Annotated in this window: 12 protein-coding genes and 1 pseudogene; 5 read left to right on the top strand and 8 right to left on the bottom strand. The window is 75.4% G+C overall.

Translation table 11 applies throughout. The features are described from left to right. The first annotated feature begins 47 nt into the window (after positions 1–47). Together AC3WT4_RS11020 and AC3WT4_RS11015 are read left to right on the top strand one after the other, a co-directional pair. The gene (locus AC3WT4_RS11020) at positions 48–1,106 is read left to right on the top strand and encodes a LysM peptidoglycan-binding domain-containing protein (RefSeq protein WP_492315447.1); all 1,059 of its coding nucleotides are present in this window, start codon (positions 48–50) and stop codon (positions 1,104–1,106) included. Positions 1,107–1,134: 28 nt separating this feature from the next. Next, positions 1,135–1,725 carry an Rv3235 family protein gene (locus AC3WT4_RS11015; RefSeq protein WP_257419422.1) on the top strand — a complete coding sequence of 197 codons (591 nt, stop codon included), beginning with the start codon at positions 1,135–1,137 and terminating at the stop codon, positions 1,723–1,725. A 122-nt stretch (positions 1,726–1,847) separates the two neighbouring features. Here the strand turns inward: AC3WT4_RS11015 and AC3WT4_RS11010 are convergent, their stop codons facing one another. From AC3WT4_RS11010 to mtrA, 8 genes and pseudogenes are all read right to left on the bottom strand, one after another. Further along, the gene (locus AC3WT4_RS11010; RefSeq protein ID WP_492315471.1) at positions 1,848–2,009 is read right to left on the bottom strand and encodes an SEC-C metal-binding domain-containing protein; all 162 of its coding nucleotides are present in this window, start codon (positions 2,007–2,009) and stop codon (positions 1,848–1,850) included. Between the two features lie 407 nt (positions 2,010–2,416). Beyond that, a pseudogene (gene secA, locus AC3WT4_RS11005) lies at positions 2,417–4,913 on the bottom strand (preprotein translocase subunit SecA); the annotation flags it as partial. A gap of 290 nt (positions 4,914–5,203) precedes the next feature. Then, positions 5,204–6,448, bottom strand: a complete 1,245-nt coding sequence (locus AC3WT4_RS11000) for a winged helix-turn-helix domain-containing protein (protein WP_074808394.1) — start codon at positions 6,446–6,448, stop codon at positions 5,204–5,206. Between the two features lie 227 nt (positions 6,449–6,675). Continuing rightward, positions 6,676–7,329, bottom strand: a complete 654-nt coding sequence (gene hpf / locus AC3WT4_RS10995; protein WP_074807601.1) for a ribosome hibernation-promoting factor, HPF/YfiA family — start codon at positions 7,327–7,329, stop codon at positions 6,676–6,678. Positions 7,330–7,599: 270 nt separating this feature from the next. Next, on the bottom strand, positions 7,600–8,508 hold the full coding sequence (locus tag AC3WT4_RS10990) for a ComF family protein (protein WP_492315446.1): 909 nt from the start codon (positions 8,506–8,508) through the stop codon (positions 7,600–7,602). Between the two features lie 122 nt (positions 8,509–8,630). Then, a complete protein-coding gene (locus AC3WT4_RS10985) occupies positions 8,631–10,391 on the bottom strand; it encodes an LpqB family beta-propeller domain-containing protein (protein ID WP_074807603.1) in 1,761 nt (586 codons plus the stop codon). Continuing rightward, positions 10,388–12,118 (bottom strand): MtrAB system histidine kinase MtrB, encoded by a 1,731-nt coding sequence (mtrB, locus tag AC3WT4_RS10980; RefSeq protein ID WP_083385205.1) that lies wholly within the window; start codon positions 12,116–12,118, stop codon positions 10,388–10,390. The genes AC3WT4_RS10985 and mtrB overlap by 4 nt, the downstream gene beginning before the upstream one ends. A 107-nt stretch (positions 12,119–12,225) precedes the next feature. Next, on the bottom strand, positions 12,226–12,909 hold the full coding sequence (gene mtrA / locus AC3WT4_RS10975) for an MtrAB system response regulator MtrA (RefSeq protein ID WP_034655451.1): 684 nt from the start codon (positions 12,907–12,909) through the stop codon (positions 12,226–12,228). A 203-nt stretch (positions 12,910–13,112) separates the two neighbouring features. Here mtrA and AC3WT4_RS10970 point away from each other — a divergent pair, with 203 nt between their 5' ends. From AC3WT4_RS10970 to AC3WT4_RS10960, 3 genes are read left to right on the top strand one after another with little or no spacing between them, the layout of a single operon-like run. Beyond that, the gene (locus AC3WT4_RS10970; RefSeq protein ID WP_492315445.1) at positions 13,113–14,513 is read left to right on the top strand and encodes a DUF7847 domain-containing protein; all 1,401 of its coding nucleotides are present in this window, start codon (positions 13,113–13,115) and stop codon (positions 14,511–14,513) included. Then, positions 14,510–15,172, top strand: coding sequence for a DUF4129 domain-containing protein (locus tag AC3WT4_RS10965; RefSeq protein WP_492315444.1), 663 nt, complete (start codon positions 14,510–14,512; stop codon positions 15,170–15,172). The genes AC3WT4_RS10970 and AC3WT4_RS10965 overlap by 4 nt, the downstream gene beginning before the upstream one ends. Further along, entirely contained in the window at positions 15,169–16,434 is a 1,266-nt protein-coding gene (locus tag AC3WT4_RS10960) for a DUF4350 domain-containing protein (protein WP_492315443.1), read from the top strand. Before AC3WT4_RS10965 ends, AC3WT4_RS10960 begins: the two co-directional genes overlap by 4 nt. The last annotated feature ends 152 nt before the right edge of the window (positions 16,435–16,586 follow it).

Raw genomic sequence — 16,586 nt, 5'->3', positions numbered from 1 at the left:
CGACATCAAAGGCCGTCGAGTGCGCGACGGCAGGCAAGGGGGCATCGATGGACCGGGGTACTGCTGCACCCGGACGAGCCGGGGGTCTGCTCGTCCTCCTCGCGCTCGTCCTCGTCCTGGGCGGCGCGACGACCGTCCTGTCACTCCGGGCGGTGTACCTGGTTCCCGCGCTCCCGACGCATCGTGTGGAGCCCCTCGTCGAGCTCGGCGCCGTGTCGATCGGCGCGCTGGCGGCCCTCTGGGTGGCCCTCAGCGCGCTGGTCGCACTGGTCTGCGTCGCCGTCCGCGCCGCCGGACGGTCCTGGTCGACAGGCGAACGGCTGCTCCGCCGCGCGGCTCCGGGTGTCGTCCGGCACGCGGCGCGGGCCGCCGTCGGTGTCACCGTCGGTGCGGGCCTGCTCCTCGCCGGCGGGACGGCGCACGCCACGACGGCCTCGGCGGACGATCCGGGCGTCGTGGCCGTCGACCTCGGGTGGCGACCCAGCGGTGCCGGCGCCGGGACCGAGAGCGCCGTGCCGGGGAACGCCGCGTCGGAGGGCATCGCTTCGACGGCCCAGACGCCCGGCACCCCGCCTGCCGCAGCGAACGGCTCCACGGCGGCGACCAGTGGTCCGTCGGGCACCACGGCGGACACCGCACCGGGCCGGGCCGCGCCGGTCACCTCGGTGCCGCCGTCGTCGGTGCCATCGTCATCCGTGCCGCCCTCCGGGGTGTCGGGTGGCGCCGAGAGCACGGGTGCGAGGGACGCCGTGGACTCCGGAGGCACGCACGCCGCCGGGCCGGGCGACGTCGGCCAGAGGCCGGAGGCCTCTGGCGCCGCGAGACCGACGGTCGCCGTGGAGGCCGCCTCGCCGGACGCCGCCCGCCAGCGCGACGCGGCGCTGGCCGTGACGCGCGACGTGCCCGGTCCGGAGGCCGCGCCGGAGGTCGTCGTCGTGCGCGGCGACTCGCTGTGGTCGATCGCCGCCCGGCACCTGCCCGCGGGCTCCACCGACCGCCAGGTCGCGGACGCGGTGGAGCGCTGGTACGCGACGAACGCCCACGTGGTGGGTGCCGACCCGGACCTCGTCCGGCCGGGCCAGGTCCTCGTCGCACCGCTCGCCTGACCACCGCCGACCTCGAAGGAGCCCCACCATGACCGCTCCCCTGCTGGCCGGCGCGCACGCCCCGGTCGTGACCACGACGCCCACGGCCGCTCCGGCGGCCCCACCGACGAGCGGGGACGGCACCCGCCCGCTCCGCGCGACGAGCGTCCCGTCCGCCCCGCCGGCGCGGCTGCTCCGCTGCCTCGGCGACCCGACCGTCGCCGCGGTCGACGTGTCCGACCCGACGACCGCCCGCGTGCCGCAGCACGTCGTCCGGGGCCGTCCCCTCGGGCGCCCGACGACGCCCGTCCCCCTGCCGGACCCGACCGCGCTGTGCTGCGCCGTGGTCCGGGCGGCGGTCGAGGTCGTCCGGGGCGAGCGCACGGTCGGACAGCTCGCGCGATGGGTGTCGCCCGAGATCTACGAGGCGCTCGCCCGGCGCGCCCGGCTCGTCGCCGACGGTCCCGGCGAGACCCCGGCCCGCCCGGTCGCCGTCCGTCGCGCGCGGGTGCTGCGGATCGGCGACGGCGTCGCCGAGGGGACGGTCGTCGTCCAGGACGGGGACCGGGTCCGCGCCGCCGCGGCGCGACTGGAGGCGCGCCGCGGGGCGTGGCGCGTGGTCGCGCTCGAGATCGGCTGAGCCCTTCCCGGACCGGGCACGACGACGCCCTTCCCGGACCGAGGCACGACGACGGCGAGGCGCCCACCCGCAGGTGGACGCCTCGCCGTCGTCGTCAGGGCACCCGGCCTACGGGTGCCCGGTCAGTCCTCGTTCTGGCCGTGGCAGACCTTGTACTTCTTGCCGGAGCCGCACGGGCACTGCGCGTTGCGGGGTGTGCCCGGGAAGGTCCGGCCGTCGCTCTCGACCGCCGTCGCCTCGCCGTGCAGCGCGCGGCGCGAGCGTCGGCCCGCGTCGCCCGACACCACGGCCTGGCCGGTGCCGTCCTCGCTCGGGGCGGTGTACGACAGCGGGACCTGGCGGTCGGGGCCGTCGAGGCCCTTCGCGATGAGCGTGCCAGGGCGGTCGCCGCCCGGGCCCTCGGCCGCGGCACGTGCCGCCACCGGCTCCGGCGCGACCGGCGCGTCCTCGACGGGCGCGTCCTCCACGGAGGCGTCCTCGACCGGCTCGTCCGCGACGGGGGCGCCGTCGACGGGCGCGTCCTGCGTCGGAGCCGCGTCGCGCTGCGCCGCCGCCGCGAGACCGGCCGCCGCCCCGGCCGACGCGGCACCGGCCGCGCCTCCGAGCGCCTGGCCCGCGGCCGACTGCGCGGCCTGCGCCGCGCCCGCGACGGAGATCGCCGGCGCCTGGCCCGTGGCCGCGCCCGGCTCGGCGACCTTGACCTCGAGGTTGAAGAGGTACCCGACCGTCTCCTCCTTGATGGCCTCGGTCATCGCCTGGAAGAGCTGGAAGCCCTCGCGCTGGTACTCGACCAGCGGGTCGCGCTGCGCCATCGCGCGCAGCCCGATGCCCTCCTTGAGGTAGTCCATCTCGTAGAGGTGCTCGCGCCACTTGCGGTCGAGGACCGAGAGCGTCACGCGGCGCTCGAGCTGGCGCATGTTCGCCGCGCCGAGCTGCTCCTCGCGGTTCTGGTAGGCGATGCGGGCGTCCGAGAGGATCTCCTCGAGCAGCATCTCGCTCGTGAGGCGCGTCTCGCCGCCGGCCTGCTCCACGACCTCGTCCACCGTGATGGAGATGGGGAACACCGCCTTGAGCGCGGTCCACAGCCCCTCGAGATCCCAGCTCTCCGGGTTGCCCTCGGTCGTCGCACCCTCGACGTACGCGGTGACCACGTCGGTGAGGAAGTGCTGCACCTGCTCCTGCAGGTCCTCGCCCTCGAGGACGCGGCGACGCTCGTCGTAGATGACGGTGCGCTGGCGCGACAGGACGTCGTCGTACTTGAGGACGTTCTTGCGGATCTCGAAGTTGCGCGACTCGACCTGGCCCTGCGCGCTCGCGATGCCGCGCGTGACCATCTTCGACTCGAGCGGCACGTCGTCGGGGAACCCGGCGCGGTTCATCATCGACTCGGCGAGGGTCGAGTTGAACAGGCGCATGAGGTCGTCCTGCATCGACAGGTAGAACCGGGACTCGCCCGGGTCGCCCTGACGGCCGGAACGACCACGGAGCTGGTTGTCGATGCGGCGCGACTCGTGCCGCTCCGTGCCGAGCACGTACAGGCCGCCGAGCTCGCGGACCTCGTCGTGCTCCGCGGCGACCGCGGCCTTCGCCTTCTCCAGCGCGTCGGGCCAGGCGGCCTCGTACTCCTCCGGGTTCTCCGCCGCGTCCAGACCGCGCGCCGCGAGGTCCGCGACCGCCATGAACTCGGCGTTGCCACCGAGCATGATGTCCGTACCGCGGCCGGCCATGTTCGTCGCGACCGTCACGGCGCCCTTGCGACCCGCGAGCGCGACGATCGCCGCCTCGCGCTCGTGCTGCTTCGCGTTGAGGACCTCGTGGGGGACGCCCTGCTTCTTCAGCTTGGACGACAGGAGCTCCGACTTCTCGACGCTCGTCGTGCCGACGAGCACCGGCTGGCCCTGCGCGTGGCGCTCGACGATGTCCGCGACGACGGCGTCGAACTTGCCCTCCTCGTTCTTGTAGACGAGGTCGGGCTGGTCGACGCGCTGCATCGGGCGGTTCGTCGGGATCGGCACGACGCCGAGCTTGTAGGTGCCCTGGAACTCGGCCGCCTCGGTGTCGGCGGTACCGGTCATGCCCGCGAGCTTGGAGTACAGGCGGAAGTAGTTCTGGAGCGTGATCGTGGCGAGCGTCTGGTTCTCCGCCTTGATCTGCACGCCCTCCTTGGCCTCGATGGCCTGGTGCATGCCCTCGTTGTACCGGCGGCCGGGCAGGATGCGGCCCGTGTGCTCGTCGACGATCATGACCTCGCCGTTGAGCACGACGTAGTCCTTGTCGCGCTTGAAGAGCTCCTTCGCCTTGATGGCGTTGTTGAGGAACCCGATGAGCGGCGTGTTGAGCGACTCGTACAGGTTGTCGATGCCGAGGTAGTCCTCGACCTTCTCGATGCCGGGCTCGAGCACGCCGACCGTGCGCTTCTTCTCGTCGACCTCGTAGTCCGTCCCGGGGTTGAGACGGCGCACGACCTTGGCGAACTCGCCGAACCAGCGGTTCGTGTCGCCCGAGGCCGGGCCGGAGATGATGAGCGGCGTGCGCGCCTCGTCGATGAGGATCGAGTCGACCTCGTCGACGATCGCGAAGTGGTGGCCGCGCTGCACGAGGTCGTCCGTGGACCACGCCATGTTGTCGCGCAGGTAGTCGAAGCCGAACTCGTTGTTCGTCCCGTACGTGATGTCGGCGGCGTACTGCTCGCGCCGCTGCGCGGGCGTCTGGCCGGACAGGATCACGCCGGTCGACAGCCCGAGGAAGCGGTACACGCGGCCCATGAGCTCGGACTGGTACTTCGCCAGGTAGTCGTTCACCGTGACGACGTGGACGCCCTTGCCCTCGAGCGCGTTGAGGTACGCGGCCGTCGTCGCGACGAGGGTCTTGCCCTCACCGGTCTTCATCTCGGCGATGTTGCCGAGGTGCAGCGCCGCGCCGCCCATGAGCTGGACGTCGAAGTGCCGCTGGCCGAGCGTGCGCCGCGACGCCTCGCGCACCGCGGCGAACGCCTCGGGGAGCAGGTCGTCGAGGGTCTCGCCCGCCTCGAGGCGCGCCTTGAAGCGGTCGGTCTCCTCCCGCAGCTCCTCGTCGGTGAGATCCTCGAAGCCGGGCTCGAGCTTGTTCACCTGGTCGGCGATGCCGGACAGCTTCTTGAGGATCCGGCCCTCGCCGATGCGAAGGACCTTGTCGAGGATCGAAGGCACGCAGGACTCCCGTATCGATCGGTGCCCGGGCCGGGTGGTCCGGGAGCAGAGCCGACGCTCTGCCGCGCGGGCGCGCACGGCAGCGGACGTCGGCAACGTCACACAACATCGTAGGGGAGTCGGGGCCGCGCCGGTCCCGTCCGGGTTTCGCCGACGACGAACCTCTCCCCCGCGACGTCGACCGCCAGCCTACGGCGGGAGCACCCGGGCCGGGCGCCCCGTCCACCGCCGCCGCGGCGGTCCGGACGAGCGCGAGGGCGGCGACGCCGGCGACGAGGGCAGCGACGACGTCAGTGCGCCGCGACCTCGGCGGCGAGCGCCGGCGCCAGGTCCCCCACCGGGGCGACGTCGACCTCCGGCACCCCCAGCCACCGGCCGAGCACGTGCAGCTCGGCGGCGAGGCGCGCCGCCGTCTGCGGCCCGGCCGCCTGCTCACGGTGCGCCGACTGCACCCGCAGCACCCCGGCCCGGCGGTCGGCCTTGAGGTCGACGCGCGCGGTGAGCACCTCGCCCTCGAGGAACGGCAGGACGTAGTAGCCGTGGACCCGCTTCGCCGCGGGCACGTAGATCTCGATCCGGTAGTGCACGTCGAACAGCCGCTCGAGGCGGGTGCGCTCGAAGACGAGCGGGTCGAACGGGTTGAGCAGCGTCGTCGCCGTCGCGCGCCGCGGGAGCGCCGCGTCCGCGTGGAGGTAGGTCGGCTCGTCCCAGCCGCGCACGGTCACCGGGCGCAGGGTGCCCGCCTCGACGAGCTCGTCGAGCGCCGTGCGCACCGCGGGCCCCTTGAGCCGGAAGTAGTCGCGGAAGCAGCGCAGCGTCCCGACCCCGTGCGCGCGGGCACCGATCTCGAGCAGCGACCGGACGGCGTCGGCGTCCGCGACCGGTGGCGCCGTGACGACCTCCGGCGGGAGCACGCGCTCCGTGAGGTCGTAGCAGCGCTCGAACGCGCCGTTGCGCCGCGCGGACGTGATCTCCCCCGTGAAGAAGAGGAACTCGAGCGCGCGCTTCGCGACCGTCCAGTTCCAGCCCCACTGCGAGCGGTCGCGCGGGTGCGCCCGCCCCTCGGCCTCGAGGATCTCGTGCACCTCGCTCGCGGTGATCGGGCCACGCTCCGTGACGAGGCGCCGCACGTCCTGGACCGCCTCGGAGTGGCTCATCTCGACCGCGCTGATGGTGCCCCACGCCTCCGTGCGGTACCGGCGACGGCGCCACTCGAGCAGCGGCCACGTGCTGGGCGGCACGTAGGACGCGACGTGCGCCCACGTCTCCACGAGCCGACGCGGCGCGCGGCCCGCCGCGCGGTCGAGCAGCGCCGTGTCGTACGGGCCGAGCCGCGCGTAGAGCGGCATGAGGTGCGCCCGCGCGAGCACGTTGACCGAGTCGATCTGCAGGAGCCCGAGGCGGTCGATGACCCCCTGGACCTGGCGCATCGTCGGCGCACGGCCTGCGGACCCGGCACCCGCGCCGCCGTCCGGGCGCTCCCGGTGCAGCCCTTGCGCGGCGAGCGCCACACGGCGCGCCTGGGACAGGGACATCGACTCGGACCTCGACGACGTGGCGACCACCCCCCGATCCTGCCCGCCCCCACCCACACGCCCACCCTTGCGCGCACCCCGCCCCCGCCGAGCAGGTGGTCCTGGCGCGTCCCGGTCGCCGGACGCGCCAGAACCACCCGCTCGGCCGACCGGGAGCGCCTGTTCGGCGGCGGGTCCGGACAGCACGACGCGCCCGGACCCTCGAGGTCCGGGCGCGTCGCGTGCGGTCAGGCGCTCTTCTCGACCGTGGCGTCGGCGCAGTCGCAGGACGTGTCGAGCGCGACGACGCCGTACGTCCAGCCGCGACGGCGGTAGGCGACGGACGGGCGCGACGTCTCGATGTCGACGAAGAGGAAGAAGTCGTGGCCGACCATCTCCATCTCGTACAGCGCGTCGTCCACCGTCATGGGCTCCGCCGTGTGCAGCTTCTGCCGGATGACGACGGGCGAGTCGCCGAGCGTCGTCTCGACGGCCTCCCCGGGCTCGGTCGGCGCGGTCGGCGCCGGCGGCGGGGGTGCCTCGTGCGTGGCCGGGTCGTAGGGACGCACGTCGACGGGCGGCACGACGGTGTGGTTGCGGTGGTCCTTGCGACGGTCGCGTGCGCGGCGCAGCCGCTCCGCGAGCTTGTCCATCGCGAGGTCGAGGGCGCCGAACCGGTCGTCGGCCGCGGCCTCGGCGCGGACGACGGGTCCCTTGGCCCGCACGGTGAGCTCGACGCGTTCGCGGACCCCCGAGAGCCTCGGGTTGTTCTCGTGGGTGACCTCGACGTCCACGCGCTGCGCCGTGGGCGCGAGCTGCTGGACCTTGGCGAGCTTGTCCTCCACGTGCCGGCGGAAGCGGTCTGCCACTTCCGTGTGCCTGCCGACGACGACGATCTCCATGTGAGCCTCCGCGAGGATCTAGTGCGACGCCCGGCCCGGTGCGTCCGGGCGCCTCGTTCGGATTCGGTAGGAGCACCCGCTGCCGGGTGCGGTGGGCTACCACCTCCTTGCGGCGCAGGGCCGCGCGCTCGGTACGCTCGCGCGGCGGCGCACGTGTCCTGCACGTCCGTCGTCCGCGGCGACTGGCCCTCAGCCTAACCCCCGGTCCGGGGTGTCGGCAGCACCAACGGGAGGTGAACGAGGGGACCTTCGGCCCCCGCGACGCGGACCTCACGGAGGCTGCCCGGCAGACCGCCGCCGTTCGCTCGGCGAGGGGGTCGCGGCGAGCGCGACGGCGCCCAGCACGAGAGCGCCCGCGCTGGTCAGCGCCCTCTCGCACGCGGCGAGGGTCGCTCCCGTGGTGACGACGTCGTCCACGAGGAGGCACGCCACGACCGGTGCCGGCGCACCGGTCGACGGGCGCCGCCCGGCCGGTCCCCGATGCGCTCCGGCGGGCGGTCCGACGAGCGGTCGGACGACGTCTCCAGCACGGGTCGCGAGGAACCTCCTGGGCGCGACGGCGACCGCGCCGAGACGGGCCCCGCGCGCCCGAGCGCCGAGACCGACCTGGTCCCGGGCGCGCCCGCGGTGCACGAGGAGCGCGGCGCTCCGGGCGGGGGTCCCCGAGGCGTCGAGGCCGGCAGCGACGGCACGCGCGAGCAGAGCGACGGGGTCGCGGCCGCGGGCGCGCCGCGCGGCCCGCGTCGTGGGTGCCGGGACGACGAGCACCTGGCACCCCGCGGGGCCCTCCCCCGGGACCGCCCCGAGCCCGGGTCCGAGCGCGGGACCGAGCTCGGGGCCCCGCCCCGGTCCGAGCACAGCTCCGAGCACCGGCCCGAGCGCGGTGCCCGCGCGGCGCGCGACGTCGGCGAGCGGCCGGTCGAGGTCCACCCGGCCGCGGTCCTTCCAGGCGACGACGACGCCGCGCACCGGCCCCGTGTAGGGCGCCGGAGCCCAGACCGGCAGGGGCGCGGCGCCGTCGAGCCGGTCCAGGCGCGGTGCGTCACGCTCGCGCCGCCGGAGCGGGGCGCGCAACGGCGCGAGGCAGGACTCGCACCACCGGACGTCGGGCGCGTCGCAGCCGGGGCACGCGACGGGCAGGACGAGGCGGGCGACGTCGTCGAGAGCGGCGAGGAGCACCGGGCCAGCGTGCCCGGTGACGCGCTCGTCCGGCACCGGCGACCCGCCGCTGTGGACGACGCACGGGCCGACCGAGGGCTGTGGTCGACCGCCGCCCGACGCGGTCCGGCGCGGACGGACTCTCAGCCCGGGTACGTGGGCAGGCGGACCTCGGTCGCGATCTTCGTCCAGAGGCTCGACGTGCCCGCGGCGTACAGGCTGCTGTCGTTCGTCCCGACGAGCGTCGTGCTGACGCCCGTGGCCGACGCGAGCGAGACGGCACCCTCGACGGGCGAGGCGGCGACCGTCGGCCCGCCGACGGGCACCCGCTGGACGACGACCTCGGACTCCCCGGACGCCCGGCCGAGGACCCCGAGAAGCGTGCGGTCGACCCACGTCACCTGGGTGGCGGCGGCGATCGGCTGCCCCACCCGGACCGGTTCGGAGAGCTGGGTCGGCCGGCCCGCCTCGTCACGGACGATGCCCGCGACGTGCACCTGCGCCCCGGACCCCGAGTCGCTGACGACGGCCACCCGGGCGCCGTCCGGCGCGACCCGCAGCGACATCACGGTGCGCCCGTCGAGCCACGGCGCGGCCACCTCGGAGACGGCCGCGTCGCTGCCGCCCTCCTGCAGGTCCACGACCTGCAGCGACCCGGCCTGCACCTGCGGGCCGCTCCAGACGTACTGGAACCGGTCGATCGACGGCGCGACGAGGCTCGTCCCGGTGAGCAGCGTGACGGGCGCGGCCTCCGCCGTCGGTGCCGTGACGAGCCGTCCGGCGCCGTCCCGCACGACGTACGTGGCGTCGTCGGCCCGGCCGCGGAACGCGAGCGCGGTGGGCTGGAGCCCGGCGAGCGGCGCGGCCGACGGCACGGCCCGCGTCGTCCGTCCCTCCAGGCTCATGATCTGGTCGCCCGAGAGCACGACCGGCTCGTCGGGCGTGGTGGCGACGCCGATGGTGGGGACGGTGTCGGCCGAGAGCTCCGAGCCGCCCACGCCCACCGTGATGTCGACGGGCACGCCGAGCGAGGCCTGGAGCTGCGCGATGAGCATCGCGCGGTCGGCCGGCGACGCCGCCGTCACCGGATCGGTGAGGGGAACCGCGACCCTGCCCTCCACCGGGGGGACGGAGTCGATGCTCAGCGAGGTCCCCTCGGGCGCGACCGTCGCGACGGACCCCGCGAGCCAGTCCGCCGGGCCGCGCAGCGTCTCGCGGACCGCGAGCGCCTGCCAGTTCCGGCTCGGGAACCAGCGGGCGTCGGGCACGAGGTAGGTCCGGTCCAGGGTCGGGAAGTAGAGGTTCGCCTGCTTGAAGGTGCGCGCGAAGTTCGTGGCCGTGATCGTCAGCCCGTCGTCGACCACGTCGATGCGCCACTGGCCGTCGGCGTCGCGGACGAGGCCGTAGGAGACCTCCGTGGTCCGACCGGGTGCCTGCTCCGTGTAGACGCCGCGCTCGTCCACGGTGCCGACGACGTCGGCGGTGGCGCGGACCGTCGTCGTGCCGCCCTCGATCGCCGCCTCGTCGACCTCGAGCTGCGGCACGTCCTCGAGGATCGCGACCTGGGAGACGGGCGACCAGTCGTCCTGCGCGTCGCGCGTGAGGAACTCGGACGCGACGTCGAACGAGCCGCGCGCGCCCTGGGCCTGGGCGGCCAGGAAGCCGCGGACGATCTGGTCGGGCGAGGCGTCGCGGCGGGGGGAGGCGGCGCTGACGAACGGCTGGCCCGGGTCCTCCGGCGTCGCCTCGCCCTCGACGACGGGTCCGGACGTGGGGATCGAGGCGCACGCCGCGAGCGCGGCGACCCCCAGGGCCGCGAGGCCGGCCGCGAGCGCGCGCCCGACCCGGTGCCGCAGGTCCGCGCGCCCCGCGGTCGTGCGCCGCACGGTCCCCGTCGTGGTCATCGCCCCTCCTGGACGTCGTCGGGGCCCGCGGCCGGACCGCCGCCGGAGCCGGGCACCGTCGCCCGGCCGGGCCGGGGCGCGTGGTCGCGCGGGATGACGACGGGGATGCCGCCCGTGACCGACGGCAGGTCGGCGGGGCCCGCCGTCCCCTCGACGTCCTCGACGACCGGCGTCCGCACGCTCCACTCCGTCGGCAGCCCGCGGCCGGTCGCCGCCTCGGAGACGAGCGGCAGCGGGGACGACTGGAGCCGGATCCCGGCGCGCCGCGGGAGCGTGAGCCGGAAGCTCGCGCCCCGGCCGGGACGGCCCCACGCCTCGAGCCACCCGCCGTGCAGGTGCGCGTCCTCCAGGGAGATCGCGAGCCCGAGGCCGGTGCCGCCCGTCGTGCGGGCGCGTGCGGGGTCCGCGCGCCAGAAGCGGTCGAACACGTGCTGGACCTCGTCGGTCGTCATCCCGACCCCGTGGTCGCGGACCGTGACCGCGACGGCGTGCCCGTCGCCGTCGACCGTGATCTCGACGGGACGCTCCTCGGCGTGCTCGATCGCGTTGACGACGAGGTTGCGCACGATGCGCTCGACGCGCCGCGGGTCGATGTCGGCGGTGACGGGCTCGTCCCCGAGGTGGACCGACAGCCACACGCCCTTGCGCTCGGCGAGCGGGGCGGCGTGGTCGACGGCGGCGTTCACCACGTCGCGCAGGTCGCGCCGCTCGGCGTCGAGGACCGCGGCACCGGCGTCGAACCGGCTGATCTCGAGCAGGTCGGCGAGCAGGTCCTCGAACCGGTCGAGCTGGGCCTGCAGGAGCTCGGTCGAGCGTCGCGAGACCGGGTCGAAGTCCTCGCGCGACGCGTGCAGCACCTCGGAGGCCATGCGGATCGTGGTGAGCGGCGTGCGCAGCTCGTGGGACACGTCGGAGACGAACCGGCGCTGGAGCATCGACAGCTCCTCCATGCGCCCGATCTGCTCCTGGAGGCTCTGGGCCATCTCGTTGAACGAGTGCGCGAGGGACGCCATCTCGTCGTGGCCCTTGACCGGGAGCCGCTCGTCGAGGCGGCCGTCCGCGAGCCGTTCCGCGACGCTCGCGGCCTGGCGCACCGGGAGCACCGCCTGGCGCGTGACGAGCGCCGTGATGCCGACGAGGAGAGCGAGCAGCACGAGCGCCCCGACGAGCAGGACCGACTGGAGGAAGCGGAGCGTCTCCTGGTCCGCCTCGAGGTCGTAGAGGTAGTAGAGCTCGTACGTGCCCGCGACCGGCACCTCGACGGTCGAGCCCACGACGATCCCCGGCACCACCCCCGACGACTCCGGGTGCGCCGGGTCGACGGGGATCGCCACGGACTGGAGGTACTGCTCGCCGTCCGCCGCGACGGTCGCCGCGCGCATCTCGGGCGACACGAGGCCGTCGAGCTGCTGGTCGGTCGACTGGTCGAGGAAGCCGACCGTGCTCGACCCGCCGGACTGCCACAGGAAGACGTCGCGCGACGACCCGGTGGTCTGGAGCATGGAGAAGAGGTCGAAGAGGAGCGACTGCGCCTCGGTCGGCGTCGACGCGGGCGACGCGTCGAGCGTGCGGCGCGCCTGCTGCGTGGACTGGGCGCTCTCCTGGTCGAGCTCAGCGGCACGCCGCTCGTAGAGGCCGTCGCGCATGGCGTCGGTGAGGTAGGCGCCGAGCGCCCCGACGGTCAGCACGCCGACGACGAGCGCCGACGTGACGACGCGCAGCTGCATCGACGAGCGCCAGCGCCAGACCACGCGGCGGACGGTCGCGCGCGCCCGGCGTCGCACGCGACGCCAGAGCCCTCGCCCGCGCCCGTCGGCGGAGCCGGCCGTCGTGCTCACGTGCGCGTCGCGCCCGCCTTGTACCCGACGCCGCGCACGGTGAGGACGATCTCCGGGTTCTCCGGGTCGTGCTCGATCTTCGAGCGCAGGCGCTGCACGTGGACGTTGACGAGCCGCGTGTCCGCCGCGTGCCGGTAGCCCCACACCTTCTCGAGGAGCACCTCGCGCGTGAAGACCTGCCACGGCTTGCGCGCGAGCGCGACGAGGAGGTCGAACTCGAGCGGGGTCAGCGACACCTGCTCGCCGCCGCGCGACACACGGTGCCCCGTGACGTCGATCTCGACGTCGCCGATGGACAGGTGCTCGGGGGCGGGCTCCTCGGTGCGGCGCAGGCGCGCCCGGATGCGGGCGACGAGCTCCTTGGGCTTGAACGGCTTCGAGATGTAGTCGTCGGCGCCCGACTCGAGACCGAGCACGACGTCGACCGTGTCGCTCTTCGCGGTGAGCATGATGATCGGGACCCCCGACTCGGCCCGGATGAGGCGGCACACCTCCGTGCCGTCCTTGCCGGGGAGCATGAGGTCGAGCAGGACCAGGTCCGGCTGCGTGGTGCGGAACGTCTCGAGCGCGAGGTCACCGTCCGCGCAGAACACCGGTTCGAAGCCCTCGGAGCGCAGGACGATGCCGATCATCTCGGCCAGGGCGGTGTCGTCGTCCACCACGAGCACACGAACCTTCATGCGGACATCTTGCCATCGACGGGCCGTTCGTCGGGGCGGCCGGGGCCTGCGGCGAGGGTGAACCCGCGGGCGGGCGCCCCCGACGGCGCGGGCCGGACGGCCGACGCGCAGGGCCGCGTACTAGGGTGGCCTCGCCGCCGTTGCCGATCCTCGCCCGGCGGCCTGGACCGACGCCCGAGCCGACCGCGGGGGACCACGAGCACATGAGCACACCCGACACCTCCGGCACGCCGGACGGTGCCACGCCCGACCCGACGGCGACCCCCGGCACCACGCCGCCCGCCGCGCCCGGTCCGGGCGGCGACGCGAGCGGCTGGGGCGCGCCGTCGTACGGCGCCCCCGGCTACGGCGCCCCCGGCTCGCCGGCTCCCCAGCCGCGGTACGGCCAGTACGCACCCGGACACGAGCCCGGTCAGCAGGCCCCGACGGACCAGCCGCCCGCACCCGGCGCGTGGGGTGCCCCGGGCGCCGTTCCGGGACAGCCGGGGTACGGCCAGCCCGGCTACGGTCAGCAGCCGGGCTACGGCCAGCAGCCGGCCTACGGCCAGCCCGGCTACGGTCAGCAGCCCGGCTACGGCCAGCAGCAGTACGGGCAGGGCCAGTACGGGCAGCAGCAGTACGGCGCGCCGGGCTACGGTCCGCCCCCCGGCCTCGCGGGCGCGCCCTACGCACCGCTCGCCGCGAAGCCCGGCATCATCCCGCTGCGCCCGCTGTCGCTCGGCGAGATCTTCGACGGCGCGTTCGGCGCGATCCGTCACAACCCCCGGGTCGTGCTCGGCATGAGCGCGCTCGTCGTCGTGGTGGCGACGCTGCTCGGGACCTTCCTGGGCTGGGCGTTCTCCGGCTACGTCGCCCAGTACTTCGACGTCGTGCTCGACGAGGCCACGTTCCCCGGCTTCGACGAGAGCTTCGCGACGACGCTCGCCAGCTCCTTCGGGATCCAGGTGACGACGTTCTTCGCCGCTCCGGTCATCGCGGGACTCCTCACCGTCTCCGTCGGCCAGTCCGCGATCGGGCGCAAGGCCGGCGTCGGCGAGGTCTGGTCCCAGGTCGGACGGCGCACGTGGTTCCTCATCGCCTTCCCCCTGCTGACCGGGCTGGCCGCGTCCGTGGCGCTCGGCCTGGCGACGCTCCTCGTCATCGCGGGCTTCGCGGTCTCCGAAGGGCTCGGTGCGTTCCTCATCGTCGTCGCCCTGCTCGCCTGGCCCGTGCTCATGGTCTGGGTCGGGACGCGGACCGGGCTCGTGCCTCCCGCGCTCGCGCTGGAGGGGCAGCCGTTCTGGCAGACCGTCAAGCGGGCGTGGCTGCTCACCCGCGGCAGCTTCTGGCGCCTGTTCGGCATCTACCTGCTCGCCCTCGTGGCGATGAGCTTCGTCTCCGGGATCGTCGCGTACCCCGCGAGCCTCGCCTCCTCCTTCCTGCTCATGGCGGGCCAGACCTTCCTCTACCACGTCGTGCAGGCGATCGGCGTCGCGCTCTCGATGATCCTCACGTCGGTCTTCATGGGCTGCATCGTCGCGCTCCTCTACATCGACGTGCGCATGCGCCGCGAGGGCCTGGACGTCGAGCTCGCCGCGGCGGCGAGCGAGCAGCCGCCCGCATGACCGTCCGGTCGCTCGCGGCCGACGTGCCCGTGCAGCCGGGCGCCGACGAGGCCCGGCGCTGGCTCGTCGGGGAGCTCGCCGGGTCGGAGTACCGCACGGACCCGTCGCTCCTGCAGCGGTTCCTCGAGTGGCTCCAAGGGCTGTTCGACGGCGCGCCCACGCTCGACCTCGGCGGCCCGCTCACGGCGGTGGTCGTCGTCGTGGCGGTCGCCGTCGTCGCGGCGGTCGCCTACTGGGTGGCCGGCCCGGTGCGCCTGTCGCGCCGCGCGAAGGCCTCCGCCGTCGTGCTCGACGACGACGCGCGCACCGCGGCCGAGATGCGAGCCGCCGCCGACGCCGCGGCGGCCCGGGGCGACTGGGCGACCGCCGTGCTCGAGCGCTTCCGCGGCGTCGTGCGCTCGCTCGAGGAGCGCGCGGTCCTCGACCCGCGTCCCGGACGCACCGCGTGGGAGGCCGCACGGACGGCGGGCGAGCGCCTGCCCGACGTCGCGGACGGGCTCGAGCGCGGCGCCCACCTGTTCGACGACGTCGCGTACGGCGCGGCGACCGTCGGCCCCGAGGCGGACGCCTTCCTGCGCGCGCTCGACGAGCGGACGCTCGCGACACGTCCCGCGCTGCGCGCGGAGCTCGCCGCGGCCGCGGCGGGTGACGGCGCATGAGCGCCCCCACGACCCCGGTCTCCGCCGGCGCGGCACCCTCCGCGGGCGCGTCGGGCGACCCGCGGGCGGTGACGACGGCCTACGTGCCGGTCGTCGGCGACGGCACGACCGCCCGCTCGCGCGCTGCCGGCCGCTGGCGCCGGGCGCGCTGGCCCGTCGCCGTCGTCGGCGCGCTGCTGCTGCTCGCCGGGCTGTCGGCGCTCGCTCGGCCCGCGACGTCGGCCACGCCGCTCGCGCCGAACAACCCGGGCCCCGCCGGGGCGCGCGCCGTCGCGCAGGTGCTGGGCGACCAGGGCGTCGAGGTCACCTACGTGCGCACGGTCGCCGACGCGGTGCGCGCCGCCGACGAGGGCGGCACGCTCCTCGTCGCGCAGGGCGACTACCTGCTCGACGAGCAGGTGGACGCGCTCGTCGGGACCCCGACGGACCTCGTGCTCGTCGCCCCGCCCGACCACCTGCTCGCCGCCGCGACCGACGGCGGCGCGGAGCTCGCGTACGACTGGGGGTCCGGCGCGTCGGCACGCCCGGCGCGCTGCGCGGACCCGGCCGCCCAGGCCGCGGGCTCGCTGCGCTCCGACGGCGTCGGCTTCGTCGCGCTCGACGACGCGACCGTCCTCTGCTTCCCCTCCCCCGACGACCCGTCCCTGGGCGCCTACCTCGTGCACGAGGCCGACGGGCGCACCGTGCGCGCGGTGGACACCTCCGCCGTCCTGCGCAACGACACGATCACCGAGGACGGCAACGCCGCCCTCGCGCTCTGGACGCTCGGCGCGCACGACCGCCTCGTGTGGCTCGTGCCCGACCCGTTCGACACGTCGCTCACCGACGACGGGGACGAGGCACCCGCCCTGTCCCTGCCGCCGTGGTTCGGCGTCGTCGCCCTCCAGGCGCTCGTCGTGCTGCTCGTGGTCGTGCTGTGGCGCGGCCGCCGGCTCGGCCCCCTCGTCACGGAGGACCTGCCGGTCGTCGTGCGCGCCGCCGAGACGACGCGCGGCCGCGGCCGCCTCTACCGACGCGCGGGCGCGCGCGGCCACGCCGCCGCGGGGCTGCGCGCGAGCGCCGCCGACCGCCTCGCGCACCGCCTCGGCCTGCCCCGCTCGGCCGACGCCCCCACCGTCGTCGACGCCGTCGCCCGCGCGACGGGTCGGCCGGGCGACGAGGTCGCCCAGCTCCTGTACGGACCACCACCCGCCGACGACGCGGCGCTGCTCGAGCTCGCGCGTCACCTTGACCGGATCGAGAGCGAGGTCTACCACTCGTGACGCACCACCCCGACGGCTCCGTGCCGCAGCCCGACCGCTACGCGCCGCCCGCCCAGGACCAGGGCGTCGCCGACCGCGTGAGCGCGGCCGCCGGCCAGCCCGCGCACCAGCCCGGACCGGCGGCGCCCGCCCCGCAGGCGCCGTACGGCCAG

The sequence above is a fragment of the Cellulosimicrobium sp. EB106-03-01-XG111 genome (assembly GCF_058792115.1).
The sequence above is the reverse complement of the archived record's forward strand: the minus strand, read 5'-3'. Positions and strand labels throughout refer to the sequence as shown.

Coding starts and splice junctions, on each gene's coding strand:
- AC3WT4_RS11020 (WP_492315447.1), top strand. CDS start 48: ATGGACCGGGGTACTGCTGCACCCGGACGAGCCGGGGGTCTGCTCGTC.
- AC3WT4_RS11015 (WP_257419422.1), top strand. CDS start 1,135: ATGACCGCTCCCCTGCTGGCCGGCGCGCACGCCCCGGTCGTGACCACG.
- AC3WT4_RS11000 (WP_074808394.1), bottom strand. CDS start 6,448: ATGTCCCTGTCCCAGGCGCGCCGTGTGGCGCTCGCCGCGCAAGGGCTG.
- hpf (WP_074807601.1), bottom strand. CDS start 7,329: ATGGAGATCGTCGTCGTCGGCAGGCACACGGAAGTGGCAGACCGCTTC.
- AC3WT4_RS10985 (WP_074807603.1), bottom strand. CDS start 10,391: ATGACCACGACGGGGACCGTGCGGCGCACGACCGCGGGGCGCGCGGAC.
- mtrB (WP_083385205.1), bottom strand. CDS start 12,118: ATGCAGCTGCGCGTCGTCACGTCGGCGCTCGTCGTCGGCGTGCTGACC.
- mtrA (WP_034655451.1), bottom strand. CDS start 12,909: ATGAAGGTTCGTGTGCTCGTGGTGGACGACGACACCGCCCTGGCCGAG.
- AC3WT4_RS10970 (WP_492315445.1), top strand. CDS start 13,113: ATGAGCACACCCGACACCTCCGGCACGCCGGACGGTGCCACGCCCGAC.
- AC3WT4_RS10965 (WP_492315444.1), top strand. CDS start 14,510: ATGACCGTCCGGTCGCTCGCGGCCGACGTGCCCGTGCAGCCGGGCGCC.
- AC3WT4_RS10960 (WP_492315443.1), top strand. CDS start 15,169: ATGAGCGCCCCCACGACCCCGGTCTCCGCCGGCGCGGCACCCTCCGCG.